Here is a 12548-nt window from a genome sequence, read left to right as displayed (position 1 = left end):
TTTGGATCCGTGCGCTAGCTGCGTTTTCGAATCAGGGCAATGTAGAAGCCCTCAAAGTCGCGGCTAGGCGGAATGGTCAGCGTGCCAGGCAGGCCGTTGGCGATGGCCGATACCTGACCCGCGGCAATGGCCTCGGTCAGGGCGTTGGACTCGATGCGCGGCTCCTCACCAGCTTCCTGGGCGCGGCGTGCTTCACTTTCGCTTGGCGTGCCGTCGAGGGGGATAAGCTCGCAGTCCATGTGCTTGTCGAGGGCTTCTTGCAGGGCGTCCTCGTTTTCCTGCGGCAAGATCGAACAAGTCGAATAGACGAGCGTGCCGCCCGGTTTGAGGGCTCCCATGGCGCGGTCCAGAAGTGCTCGCTGCGAGCGCGCGCACTTGCTCAGCAGCTGCTCGGTCAGGCCGCGCAGGCTTTTCTCGTTGCCGCTGATGACGGTGCCCGTGCCGGTGCATGGGGCGTCGAGCAGGATGCGGTCGAAGCGGAAGAACTCGTCGAGCTCGCGTGCATCGATGCGCATGACGGGCACGTTTTTGGCTCCCTGGCGATGGAGGTTGGACTCAAGCTTTTCGGCGCGGGGAATGCTCATCTCGCAGGCCGTGAGGTGTGCCTGTCCCTGGGTGAGGGCGGCGATCTGCGTCGTCTTGCCGCCAGGGGCTGCGCACATGTCCAGGATGTCCTCGCCTGCCTGGGCGCCCAGGACCAACGGCGGCATCATGGACGACAGGCTCTGCAGATAGATTTTGCCGTCGCGGTAGATGTCGAGGTCCCACAGATCGGATACCTGAGCCTCGGGCAGGATAAAGGCGTCTGGGTACCAGGCGACGGGGTTGTGGGCGATGCCGGCTGCGTCGAGCGCCGCAGCGATGTCCTCGGCTGTTGCCTTGAGCGTGTTGGCGCGCAGCGTGACCGGGCGTGCGGCTGCGGCGCCAAAGCCTTCGATCATGAGGTCGGCATCGGCGGGCGCATAGGCGCCGGCGACCGTGTCGACCATAAAGCGCGGCAGGTCGACGGCGCAGGGAAGGGCGGCAAGCTGGTCGGAAAGCTCGGTGGCAGCAAACTGCCTAAGCTTGAGCTCAGGCTTAACCTGCTTTTTCTGCTTACGACGACGCGGCTTAGACATCCGTCTTTCCTTCCTGTTCCACTCAAGTAGTCAATTTGGGACGGGGCTTTTTTAGCTACCCTGTCTGTTTTGGCAAGCGCTGCAGCCAAGGATGGGACGGGTAGCTAAAAAAGCCCCGTCCCAGATTGACTACTGCGCCTTGCCGGTTGTCTAGTACTGGCTCTCGTGCTTGCTGAAGAAGTCGAAGCGCGGGGGCAGCGGCTTCACGCGGTGCTCGCCGGGCTTCTCGCCCAGGCTCTCCACAAACTCGTCCGTGGAGGCAAAGATGTTATCCCAGCTAAAGAAGGCGACCGGGTCGACGTCGAAGTACTCGCAGATGAGCTCGCAGCCGGCCGGCACAATGCCGTGCATGAGGACGGTCGCCACGCGCAGCTCGGTAAAGGCGTCGATGAGGGCCTGCGTCATGGCGGCGTTGGCCTCGGCGCCCTCGAGCTTGTTGGCGGCCTTGGAGGCGTCGCTCCAGCGCTTGTTGGCGGCACGCAGGTAGTCGTCGCACACGGCGAGCGCGCGGTGTGTCTCGAACTTGTACATGGCCTGCTCAAAGGCAAGGGCGGCCTGCTCGGCAGCCTCGACCACGGCGGCAGAGGCCGCGCCGGCAGGAATGCAGCCGTTGCGATAGGGGCTCTCGTCGCCTTCCTTGACGGCAACGCCGTAGAAGCAGCTGCGGGCCAGGCGGTTGAACACGCCGGTCAGCAGCGCGCTCTCCTTAAGGGCCGGGTCGATAACGCGCTTGTCGTCGCAGGCGCGCACCTCGTTGCCGTCCTTGTCCTTGCCGGTCACGCGCGTGTCGTATGCCTTGGGGCTAAAGCTCACCGGCTTCTCGGACAGGCCGAGCGACAGCCAATGCGCGCGCATCTGCTCGCAGGTGTAGTGGTTGAGCAGATCGTCTGCCGGCGGGGGAGGCGTCTGCGAGGACGAGCTGGCCTTTTTGCCCATGTAGAGCAGGTGGTAGCAGGCACTGACGGTGCTCTGCGTGAGGTCCCAACCCAGGGCCTCCCACATGGCGGTCTGCGCGATGCAGTAGAAGTAGATGTTGTCCTGACCGATGAACTGGTAGATCTGAGCGTCGTCAGAGCACCACCAGTCGCGCCAGTCGAGCGAGCTGTGCTGGTAGGTGGGCACGGGGACCTGCGTGGAATCGGCGGCTGGCTCGCCCATGAGGGCGGCATCCTGGGCGGCAACGCCCTCGGTCACGCCGGCGGCTTTGGCATCGCGCGCGAGCACGGTACGCGTATAGCTGATGGGCGCCCACAGGCTCTCGGGCCAGCACCAGCAGGTGACGTCGGAGACGCCATCGACCTCGGGCACCGGAACGCCCCAGTCGATGTTGCCGGTGATGCGGAAGGGCACGAGCGCCTTGCCGCTGCGGAAGCGCACGCCACCGTTGGCGAGCACTGCGTGGGCATCGTCGCGCTCCTTCCAGCTGGGGAAGGTGACGGTAAAGCTGCTCTTGTTGCCCTCGGGCTCCAGCACGGTGTGCTCGGGAAGCTGATCCTCGACGGCATCGAAGGCCTCGCGGAACTTATTCTGAATGTAGAGCTGAGCCGGCAGCAGCCACTCTTCCATGGTTTTGGAGACCACGGAGCGAACCTGCGGGTTCTGGGCGAGCTTGGCGGTATAGGTCTTCATAAAGTCGAGGTAGGCCGGCAGGTCAAAGTAGAGGTTGTCGACCGGGCGCAGCTCGGGCACCTCGCCGGTGAGCTGGCTCTTGGGCGCGATGAGTTCCTCGGGCTCAAACTGGTGGCCCAGGTCGCACTCGTCGGCATAGGCCTTCTCGGACTTGCAGCCCTGAATGGGGCAGCGGCCGATCACCTGGCGGCCGTTGAGGAACGTGCCGGCCTTGGCGTCGTAGAACTGCAGCGTGGAGCGCTTGGAGATGGTGCCCTGCTCGTGCAGGCGCTCGATAATCTCGGCGGTAACCTCGTTGTGAATCTGCGCGGCAGGCTCAAGACCCGAGCCGCCGTAGATATCGCAGCTGATGTTGTAGTTGTTGAGGGTCGCGGCCTGGCGGGAGTGATTGGACTCGACGTACTCGGCGATGGACTTGTCGTAGCCTTCGTTCTCCTTGAGCTTGCGGTAGCTCTCCATGATGGGCGAGCCGTAGCAGTCGGTGCCCGAGGTGAAGATGACGTTCTCGCTGCCCAGGCGGTCGCGCAGGAAGCGGGCGAAGAAGTCGGCCGGGACAAAGACGCCGCCGACGTGGCCAAAGTGCAGGCCCTTGTTGCCGTAGGGCTCGCCAGCGGTAACGATGGCGCGGCGCGGCCAGCTGGGACGGTCGTTCATGGAGTATTTAGATGCCATGGGACTCCTTCGCATAGGTGAAAGCGCGGCCGGCGCAAGGCCTGGCGGCGCGGTGGTCAATTCGTGCATATCGTTCGACATTATCGCACATGCGGGTAGGTGCGTGGCAGGGGCGCTATCCTAAGATGCTATGAATGAGATTTCCAACATACATGCGTTTGAGGACGAGGATTTTCTGCACGCCTGCTTCGTGTGGGGGATGGCCGTGCTTGGCGTATTTGCCGTGTGCTTGGTGCCGGTGTTTATGCTGCTGGGCGGGCCTGCGGACTTGGATGCGGCTGAAGCGGGCGGCTGGACGGGAGTCGTGGGCTGGATAGTCGGCTTAGCTGCGGTTTCGGCGGCGGCATTTGCCGTGCACGAGCTGTTACACGCCGCGTTTTTTAAGCTGTTGGCGCCTGCGGGCGCGCATGTGACCTTTGGGGCGAATCGCGAGACGGCGATGATCTACGCCTGTGCCGAGGGCGTTGTGTATTCGCGCCGGCGCTACATTGCCATTTGCCTGGCGCCCACGGTGATCCTGACGGCGGCGTTTGCCTTGGGGTTAGCATTTTCGGGCTATCCGCTGCTGTGCTACCTGGCGGCTGGCCTGCATTTGTCGGGCTGTGTGGGCGACTGGTATTACGTGTGGACCATTTTGCGCGACCGCCGCATTGCCGCCTGCGAGGACACGTCCTTTGGCGTACGCTTTTTCGCAAAGTAGTCTTTTTGGGACGGGGCTATTTTGGCTACTTTCCTGTTGATGCAGGTATTTGGAACTGCTTTACATCAAAAGTAGTCAAAATTGCCCCGTCCCAAAAAGACTACCCTGGGCAAAGATTGGGAGGAGATGTCCATGAAGCCGTTGTTGCTGCATGCTTGCTGCGCGCCGTGCTCGCTTGAGCCGGTTCGCCTGCTGCGCGAGGAGGGGTTTGAGCCCACGATCTGCTGGACTAACCCCAATATTCAGCCGCACGATGAATGGCGGCGGCGTCTGGACGAGCTGCGCCGGTGGTGTGCCGACGGCGACATCGAGCTTATCGAGGCCGGGGAGGACCGTGAGCGCTGGGAGGCCGGCGTGGCCCCGCTGGGCGCCGATCGGCCCCGTCGCTGTCGCACGTGCTATGCCCTGCGCCTGGCCGAGGCATGCCGTGTGGCTCAGGAGCGCGGGTTTGAATATGTAGGCACGACGCTCGCTGTCTCGCCCTATCAGCTGTTCGAAACGTGCAATGATGTGCTCGAGCGCCTGGCTGCCGCCCGCGGGCTCACGCCGGTGATTCGCGATTTTCGCCCGTATTATCCCGAGGCCACGCGTCGTTCGCGCGAGCTGGGCATGTATCGGCAGAACTACTGTGGCTGCCGCTTTTCGGCCGTCGAGGCGGCCATGGACCGCGCCCGCATCCGTGACGAGCGCAAAGCTTCCAAATAGTAGTTCTTTTGAGCTGGCAGCCTGCTAGGATGTAGAGCGGACTTTAGCTATATAAGGAGAATCCGACGTGTCTATGCGTACTGATGATTTTGACTATAACCTGCCCGAAGAGCTCATCGCCCAGGCTCCTGCCGAGCCGCGTGACTCCTGCCGCCTGCTGGTGGTGAATCGCAAGGGATCTGAGGCGGGAACGCCGCTGGAGCACGGCGGTACCGTTGAGCACCGTATCTTCCGTGACATCATCGACTATATCGAGCCGGGCGACGTACTCGTCATCAATCAGACGCGCGTGATGCCGGCCCGTCTGATCGGTCGCAAGGCGGGCTCGGGCGGCGTGGTGGAGACGCTGCTGCTTAAGCGCCGCGAGGACGTGGATCCACTGGGTCACGTGTGGGAGTGCCTGGTTAAGCCTGGCAAGCGTCTGAAGCCCGGCGCTCAGATTGAGTATCGTGCCGGTGGCGCCCATGCGCCCGAGGGGGCTCCCGTGGTGCTGACGGCCGAGGTCGTCGACTTTGTTACCGATAGCCGCGGCGGACGCCTGGTGCGATTTGAGCCGGCCGGTTGCAATGCCGCCGGCGACCCGCGCACGCTCGACGAGGCCATCCATGCTGCCGGCCACGTGCCGCTGCCGCCCTACATTACCGATTACGAGGGCGATCCCGAGAAGTACCAGACCGTCTATGCCATGAAGGAGGAGCACTCGGCTGCCGCCCCCACGGCGGGCCTGCACTTTACCCCCGAGCTCATGGCTGCTATCGAGGCCAAGGGTGCGAAGTTCGCCGCTGTCGAGCTCGAGGTGGGCATCGATACCTTCCGTCTGGTGGAGGAGGACGACCCCACGCAGCACGTCATGCACACCGAGCGCTACCACGTGTCGCAGGAGGTTGTCGACGCCGTGCACAAGGCCAAGGCCGAGGGTCATCGTGTGATTGCCGTCGGCACCACCGCAGTGCGTTCGCTCGAAAGCGCCTTTGATGCGGATGCCCCGGTGTTCGATCCGGCTGTGACGGCGCGCTATTTTGAAGGCCGCGAGGACGGCGCCGACACGCTCGGCCGCGGTGACATCGTGGTGCGCGAGAATGCGACGACACAGCTCTACCTCATGCCCGGCTCGACCTATCACGTGGTCGACGCGCTGATCACGAACTTTCACGTGCCGCGCTCTACGCTCATGATGCTCGTGAGCGCGCTTGCCTCCCGCGACCAGATCATGGATGCCTACGCCGCCGCCATCGAGGAGCGTTACCGCTTCTTCAGCTTTGGCGACGCGATGCTCATTTGTTAGTTACGCGGTTCTACGAACCGCGTAACCACCTGACGCTGCCAAAGTATCGGCCTTGCCTTGGCTGTCAATGTGGCACTCATTGGGGACGTACTTAAATGAGTACCTGCGGAATGAGAGTGGATAATCTCCCGTTTTTGGCCCTTCTGCGGGCTCAAAGTGGGAGATTATCCACTCTCATCATTGATTAGTCGTTGGGGACGTTCTTGTTTGACTGGTCGTTTAAGAACGTCCCCAAAGACTACTTGGTGCCCTGCCTACTTGCTTGCGAACAGCCAGACTAGGATGATCACCAGGATTGCGGCGACGATGCAGACGATGGCGCCGGTGAATTTGATGCGGGAGTCGCGGGTACGTTCGCGCACCGCGTCCTCGGCGGCCTCGAGATGGGCGACTTCTCGCTCGGTCTCGGCGTGCTCGGCTTTGTCTCGGGCCAAGGATCCTGCAAGCGACTCAGTGATCTCTGGGTGGTCGTGCACCTCGGTCGCCTGTTCGATGATCGACTGCGCATGTGCGGCATCTGCTTGGGCATTGGCGATGGTCTGCTCCTGGTCACGGCGTGCCTTGTCCTCGGCAGTGATCTTCTCGCGCAGCTCGCGCTGACGAGTCGCGGCGGCCGTTTTCGCCGTCTGCAGCTCGTCGCGCGCGGCATCGGCTTCGGTCGTCACGGCTTGGTGCGCGCGCTTTGCGTCGGCGATAGGGGCTTGAGCCTGCTCGACGGCCTGCTCGGCTGCGGCAAGCGAGTGCTCAAGGTCGGCGGTGATACGCGGGACATCTTCTTCGGCTTTACGCAGGGCATCTGCCGTGTCGGAGATCTGCATCGAGAGCTCGCTGGTGCGCACCGTATAGTTGGCGGGATTTGCCGAGGGATTGCGTTGCAGCTCGGCATACTCATGACGCAGCGTCTCGAGCTGGGCGCGCGTGGCGTCGACGGTTTGTTGTGCGGCCGCAATGCCGGCGTCTCGCTCGGTCTTCATCTTGTCGCGGATGCGCTTGGAATCCTCAAGACGTCGAACGAGGCGGTTGCCGGTCTCGCGCGAGCTCGCCTCGCGGGCCTCCACGGCGTCGAGCGCGGCCTTCAAGCGGAGTTCAGTCGCGTCATCCTCTGTCTTCATTTGTTCGAGCTGGCCCTTGAGCTCTGTCGCCTTGGCGGCGTGGGCATCACGGTCAATCTCAGCGGCCGCTGCAGTCTTTTGGGCCGTGGCAATCGCCTGGCGCTGGTCGGCGACGATCTGGTCGTAGCGGCCTGCGATATCCTGGCGCGTCTCGAGTTCCTCGGCCTGATCGGCAATGCGCTGCTCAAGTTCGGCCAAGTGGGCGCGGGCGTCGGAAAGTGCCTTTTTCGCGGCGTTCATCTCACGCATGGCCGAGGCGCCCTGGGCGATAAAGGTGCCCACGGCGTTCGCAGTGTTCGAGACAGCGGTCCCCAGATCGCGGCTCGCGGCAGGGGAATGCGGGGCGGTCGGGCGAGCGGTGTCGGCATCATCCGCATCGGCAGCCTGCGGCGCGGCGATATTGCCGGTACCGCCCTCGACCACAGAAAAGCCTGCTGCGTGCGGATCGACCGCGTCGGCGCCAATCGTGGGGTGCTCGAGCTGCAGAAACGAGGGCATGGTGCTGCCCTGGTCGGCGACCGGAGTCTCGCCGGGCACGAAGGTCGAGGCCGCCTCGGCGGCCTCCTCTTCCTCGGCGTCCACGTCGGCACCGGCGACGGCGTCTTTCATCGCTTTGACAGCATCCATCATGGAGTCCATGACGGCATCGAGCTCTTCTTCCGAAGACACCTCGATGGGGCCCGCCGCCTGTGGTGCGGGTCCCGTGTCGGGTTCGGCATGGCTCAGCTCCGGCTGCTCGCTTTCGTCATGCTCGACAGTATCGTCTGTGTCTGTTGCCTTGTCTGCACCGGCGTGCGCATCGGTGGAGGCGTCGACGCAGGTAGGAGTATCGCAGTCGTCGACGGCGTCTGCTGAATCATCAATATGCTGTTGAGTCTGGGGGTCCAGCTCGTCTGTCATAGGCATGTGCTCCTCATCGTTGTTTGTCACCCTATGATAAAGTTTCGCGCCGACATCCCACGCGCCGCAGCAAAGTTTCAAAACGTGTTCGATGGCTCGATCTGATAACAATAACTCGGCCGCTTTATCCAGTTTTTACTTGACAATCCCTTCGCCGAACGACGTGGTGCCGTTCGCCTACCGCGGTCTTTTATTTTCGCTTGAACACGCTAAAGTTACATTCCAGCTTTTGGCGCGTGAATTTGGATGCGCGCAGTCGGCGGGCGTGTCCGCCGCGATTTGAAAGGACTTTATATGGGACTTTTCACTGGTAAGACCGTAATCGTCACCGGCGGCGGCAAGGCCACGCTTAAGGACGGCTCCGCTGGCTCCATCGGCTACGGCATCGATATCGCATTTGCCAAGGAGGGCGCAAACCTCGTCATTACCGGCCGCAACGTTGCCAAGCTCGAGGCCGCCAAGGAGTCCCTCGAGGCGGAGTACGGCGTCAAGGTGCTGCCTGTTCAGGCCGATGTCTCGGCTGGTCAGGACAACGAGGCCGTCGTGCAGAACGTTATCGACAAGGCGATTGAGGAGTTCGGTCGCATCGACGCCGTCGTCAACAACGCTCAGGCCAGCGCTTCGGGTGTGACCATCGCCGACCACACTATGGACCAGTTCAACCTGGCCATTTACTCTGGCCTGTATGCCACCTACCTGTACATGCAGAAGGCCTATCCGCACCTGAAGGAGACCAAGGGCTCCGTGGTCAACTTTGCCTCGGGCGCCGGCCTGTTTGGCAACTATGGCCAGTGCAGCTATGCTGCCGCCAAGGAGGGCATCCGCGGCCTGACCCGCGTCGCCGCCAACGAGTGGGGTCCCGACGGCATCAACGTCAACATCGTGTGTCCGCTTGCTTGGACTGCTGCGCTCGAGAACTTCCAGGATGCCTATCCCGAGGCGTTCAAGGCCAACGTCCACATGCCACCGGCGGGCCACTACGGCGACGTCGAGAAGGAGATCGGCCGCGTGGTCGTTCAGCTCTGCGGCCCCGACTTTAAGTACATGAACGGCGAGACTGTCACCCTCGAGGGTGGCATGGGCCAGCGGCCGTAGGGTTACGCGGTTTTACCAAACTGCGTAACAGCTCGACGCTGCGCGGGCCGCATTTGGACAATCTGACGTTCAACTTCAAGGGCGCGACCAGAAGGTCAGCGCCCTTTCGTTTCACGTCACCTTGCCTCAAATGCGGCCCGCTCGCTGACTTATGCTCAACCTGCGGCGCCATTTTGCTTGAAGGCACCTTGCTCACTTTGGCGGGTTTTCGCTGGATGCAGTCGTTGGGGACGTTCTTAAATGACTAGTCGAAAGGGACACTCTTGCCGGCACTTGGGGACAGTCCCTGAGTGCCGGCAGATTGGGGCACTCCTTTGTCAGGTTGCCCTGAAGACTGTCCCCAACAGCTAGTCGTTTAAGAACGTCCCCAACGACTAGTCGTTTAATGCATCAGCTTCTGTCGAGTCGGTGCTTCTTGCGGGTTGCCCGTATAATGGTTTGCGTATGAACCGCAACCAAGGAGTTCCAGTTTATGGACCAGAGCCTTTTTAAATTCGACCTGATCGCCGAGGACCCGACCACGCACGCGCGTGCCGGCGTGCTGCACACCCCGCACGGCGACATCGAGACGCCGATCTTTATGCCCGTAGGCACCAAGGCAAACGTCAAGGGTATCCCTACCGAGACCGTCAAGCAGCTCGGCGCCCAGATCGTGCTCGCCAACACCTATCACCTGTCCATGCGTCCCGGCGAGGACACCATCGCCGAGCTGGGCGGGCTGCACAAGTTTATGAACTGGCACGGCCCCATCCTCACCGACTCGGGCGGTTTCCAGGTCTTTAGTCACAACGACGCCGTCAAGCTCACCGACGAGGGCGTGCGCTTTATCGTCAACGATTACGACGGCCGCCACGTGTTCTGGACGCCCGAGGACAACATGGAAATCGCCATGAAGCTTGGCTCCGACATCTGCATGCAGCTCGACCAGTGCCCGGGCTATCCCGCCACGCGCGCCTACGTTGAGCGCGCCGTTGAGCTGTCGAGCATGTGGGCCGAGCGCTGCTATAAGGCTCACACCCGCGATGACCAGGCGCTCTTTGGCATCGTTCAGGGCGGTATGCACCTGGACCTGCGCCTTCGCTCGCTGCGCCATCTGGAGGAGTGCGGCGATTTTCCGGGTTATGGCATCGGCGGCTACTCGGTGGGCGAGGACCACGAGACCATGTTCGAGACGCTGGCGCCGCTGGCTTCCGAGTACATGCCTAAGCACAAGCCGCGCTACCTGATGGGCGTCGGCAACCCCACCACCCTCGTGCGCGGCGTGGGCGTGGGCATCGACATGTTCGACTGTGTGCTGCCGACGCGTACCGGTCGTATGGGCACGGCGTTTTCGAGCGAGGGTCGCCTCAACTTCCGCAATGCCCGCTTTGCGCACGACGACGGCCCCATCGACCCCACCTGCACCTGCCCGGTATGCACGGGCGGCTACAGCCGTGCGCTCATCCGCCACATGGTCACGCAAAAGGAGATGCTCGGCGGCATTTTGCTCTCGATGCACAACATCTACTACCTGCTCAACCTTATGCAGCAGGCCCGCCAGGCCATTATCGAGGGCCGTTACGGTGCGTTTGTGAGCGACTGGATGAACAGCCCTGCGGCGGTGGATTACTAAGAGCTCCGGGCTCGCTTACGAGCTGTTCGCGGCCGGCGCCGGGCATTGCATTCGCTGGCATCGGCTGCGCGACCACTGACCGATAGCTTGCAAGCGCTTGATGCAACGTGGGTACCATACCGAATAGTTGATGTTCGGGCGGGTGTTTGGCGCATGGCGTCGACCCCGCCCGTTTTCTTTTTCTCGATAGGAGTACCCATGATTAAAAATGAGAACGTCGAGGGCGAGCCTGCCTACGACGAGACGTACCGCCGCGGTCCCGTGGTCATGCGCGGCCCCATGATTCCTAAGGACAACACCTACGCCAACCTGCTGGCACCCGAGGAGTCGACCGACTGGCTGCATGCCGATCCGTGGCGTGTACTGCGCATTCAGGCCGAGTTTGTCGACGGCTTTGGCGCGCTTGCCGAGCTCGGACCTGCGGTGACCATCTTCGGTAGCGCCCGCACGCCCAAGACCGATCCGCTCTACAAAGCGGCACGTACCGTCGGGCGCAAGATCGCGCAACGTGGCGTGGCGGTCATCACAGGTGGCGGCCCCGGCATCATGGAGGCAGCCAATAGGGGAGCGGCGAGCGCCAACGGCAAATCGGTCGGCTTGGGGATCGAGCTCCCGCACGAGCACGGGCTCAACAAATACGTGAACTTGGGCATGGACTTCCGTTACTTCTTTGTGCGCAAGACCATGTTCGTCAAATACAGCTCGGGCGCCATCGTGTTCCCCGGCGGTTTTGGTACGCTCGACGAGATGTTCGAGGTCCTTACGCTGGTGCAGACGCACAAGGTCAAGCGCATGCCGCTCGTGCTGGTGGGCAGCGAGTACTGGCAGGGCCTGTTCGACTGGCTCAACGGCCCGGTGATGGACGCCGGTATGATCAGTCCGCTCGATCCGGATCTAGTACACATTACCGACGACCTCAACGAAGCCGTCGACATTGCGCTCAGCGGGTTGATGTAGAGCAATCGTGCCCACCGCGACATGAATATGCATGGCAATCTGATGCTTTCTAACGTCAGGTTGCCATTTATATTGGGTATACTGATGCAAAAGACGAGGGCGAGGAGGTCGCGTATGTCTACTGCAACGGTTAAGCCTACGACGGTTCGGATCGAAGAGGGGCTCAAGGAGCAGGCGACCGAGTTCTTGGATTCGGTCGGCCTCAGCCTCAATTCCTATCTCAATCTTGCCGTTCGGCAGCTTGTAAATCAGCGAAAGATTCCTTTTGAGATTGTAGGAAGGGCGGAGGTGCCCAACGAGGCGACGAGGCGTGCCATGGTGATTGCCGAGGCTCATGAATTGGGGATTCTGCCAGACGACAGCCCGTCATTCAATAACGCTGATGAGCTTATATCATTCCTCGATGAGGGCTAGCGATGTTTGAGATTGAAATCGAGGCTCAGTTTAAGGCGGATTACAAACGGACGATGCGCATCCATCCGCAGCTAAAAACCGAGTTTAAGGCGGCAGTTGCAGAGCTTGCGGCTCACGGCTCGCTTCCCGCGGAATATGGTGCCCACGAGCTTTCAAACCCGGGCGGCAACTACAACGGTCACATCGATTTCCATCTATCCGATGGCTTGGTCGACGTGGTCGTTCTCTATTTGCCGCATAAGACTAATCCTGTGATCCGGTTGGTCAGAATGGGCTCGCATGACGAACTGTTTCAGGGTTCGCACGGCTGATTGCTCGCTTATGATTCGCGAGGGAATAGTAATTGATT

The 12548-nt window shown here is 61.8% G+C and carries 11 protein-coding genes; 8 read left to right on the top strand and 3 right to left on the bottom strand.

Features of this window, described 5'->3' with window-relative positions:
- Nucleotides 1-14: 14 nt before the first annotated feature.
- On the bottom strand, nt 15-1118 hold the full coding sequence (locus tag DXB98_RS02210; protein ID WP_117742997.1) for an RsmB/NOP family class I SAM-dependent RNA methyltransferase: 1104 nt from the start codon (nt 1116-1118) through the stop codon (nt 15-17).
- Nucleotides 1119-1268: 150 nt separating this feature from the next.
- Nucleotides 1269-3419, bottom strand: a complete 2151-nt coding sequence (locus DXB98_RS02205) for a class I tRNA ligase family protein (RefSeq protein WP_117742996.1) — start codon at nt 3417-3419, stop codon at nt 1269-1271.
- A 130-nt stretch (nt 3420-3549) separates the two neighbouring features.
- Here DXB98_RS02205 and DXB98_RS02200 point away from each other — a divergent pair, with 130 nt between their 5' ends.
- The 3 genes from DXB98_RS02200 to queA all read left to right on the top strand — a co-directional run bounded on the left by DXB98_RS02200 (nt 3550) and on the right by queA (nt 6109).
- Nucleotides 3550-4119 carry a DUF3267 domain-containing protein gene (locus tag DXB98_RS02200; RefSeq protein ID WP_117734470.1) on the top strand — a complete coding sequence of 190 codons (570 nt, stop codon included), beginning with the start codon at nt 3550-3552 and terminating at the stop codon, nt 4117-4119.
- A gap of 132 nt (nt 4120-4251) precedes the next feature.
- On the top strand, nt 4252-4824 hold the full coding sequence (locus tag DXB98_RS02195; protein ID WP_117734471.1) for an epoxyqueuosine reductase QueH: 573 nt from the start codon (nt 4252-4254) through the stop codon (nt 4822-4824).
- Nucleotides 4825-4897: 73 nt separating this feature from the next.
- Nucleotides 4898-6109, top strand: coding sequence for a tRNA preQ1(34) S-adenosylmethionine ribosyltransferase-isomerase QueA (gene queA, locus DXB98_RS02190; RefSeq protein WP_117742995.1), 1212 nt, complete (start codon nt 4898-4900; stop codon nt 6107-6109).
- 254 nt (nt 6110-6363) lie between these two features.
- Here the strand turns inward: queA and DXB98_RS02185 are convergent, their stop codons facing one another.
- A complete protein-coding gene (locus DXB98_RS02185) occupies nt 6364-8121 on the bottom strand; it encodes a hypothetical protein (RefSeq protein WP_117742994.1) in 1758 nt (585 codons plus the stop codon).
- Between the two features lie 294 nt (nt 8122-8415).
- On the opposite strand from DXB98_RS02185, the gene DXB98_RS02180 reads away from it, so the two are divergent.
- The 5 genes from DXB98_RS02180 (at nt 8416) to DXB98_RS02160 (ending at nt 12510) form a co-directional block, all read left to right on the top strand.
- Complete coding sequence (locus DXB98_RS02180; RefSeq protein WP_035137314.1) at nt 8416-9216, top strand: SDR family NAD(P)-dependent oxidoreductase; 801 nt, start codon at nt 8416-8418, stop codon at nt 9214-9216.
- Nucleotides 9217-9688: 472 nt separating this feature from the next.
- Nucleotides 9689-10828, top strand: a complete 1140-nt coding sequence (tgt, locus tag DXB98_RS02175; protein ID WP_117742993.1) for a tRNA guanosine(34) transglycosylase Tgt — start codon at nt 9689-9691, stop codon at nt 10826-10828.
- A gap of 198 nt (nt 10829-11026) precedes the next feature.
- Nucleotides 11027-11785 (top strand): TIGR00730 family Rossman fold protein, encoded by a 759-nt coding sequence (locus DXB98_RS02170; protein WP_117734475.1) that lies wholly within the window; start codon nt 11027-11029, stop codon nt 11783-11785.
- Between the two features lie 114 nt (nt 11786-11899).
- Nucleotides 11900-12199: a type II toxin-antitoxin system RelB/DinJ family antitoxin gene (locus tag DXB98_RS02165; protein WP_117734476.1), complete on the top strand. Its 300-nt coding sequence runs from the start codon at nt 11900-11902 to the stop codon at nt 12197-12199.
- A 2-nt stretch (nt 12200-12201) separates the two neighbouring features.
- Nucleotides 12202-12510, top strand: a complete 309-nt coding sequence (locus DXB98_RS02160; RefSeq protein WP_117734477.1) for a type II toxin-antitoxin system YafQ family toxin — start codon at nt 12202-12204, stop codon at nt 12508-12510.
- Nucleotides 12511-12548: the final 38 nt, after the last annotated feature.

Origin of the sequence: Collinsella sp. OM07-12, from assembly GCF_003438275.1 — a bacterium.
Classification (GTDB): domain Bacteria; phylum Actinomycetota; class Coriobacteriia; order Coriobacteriales; family Coriobacteriaceae; genus Collinsella.
This window is presented reverse-complemented; position numbering and strand designations above follow the sequence as displayed.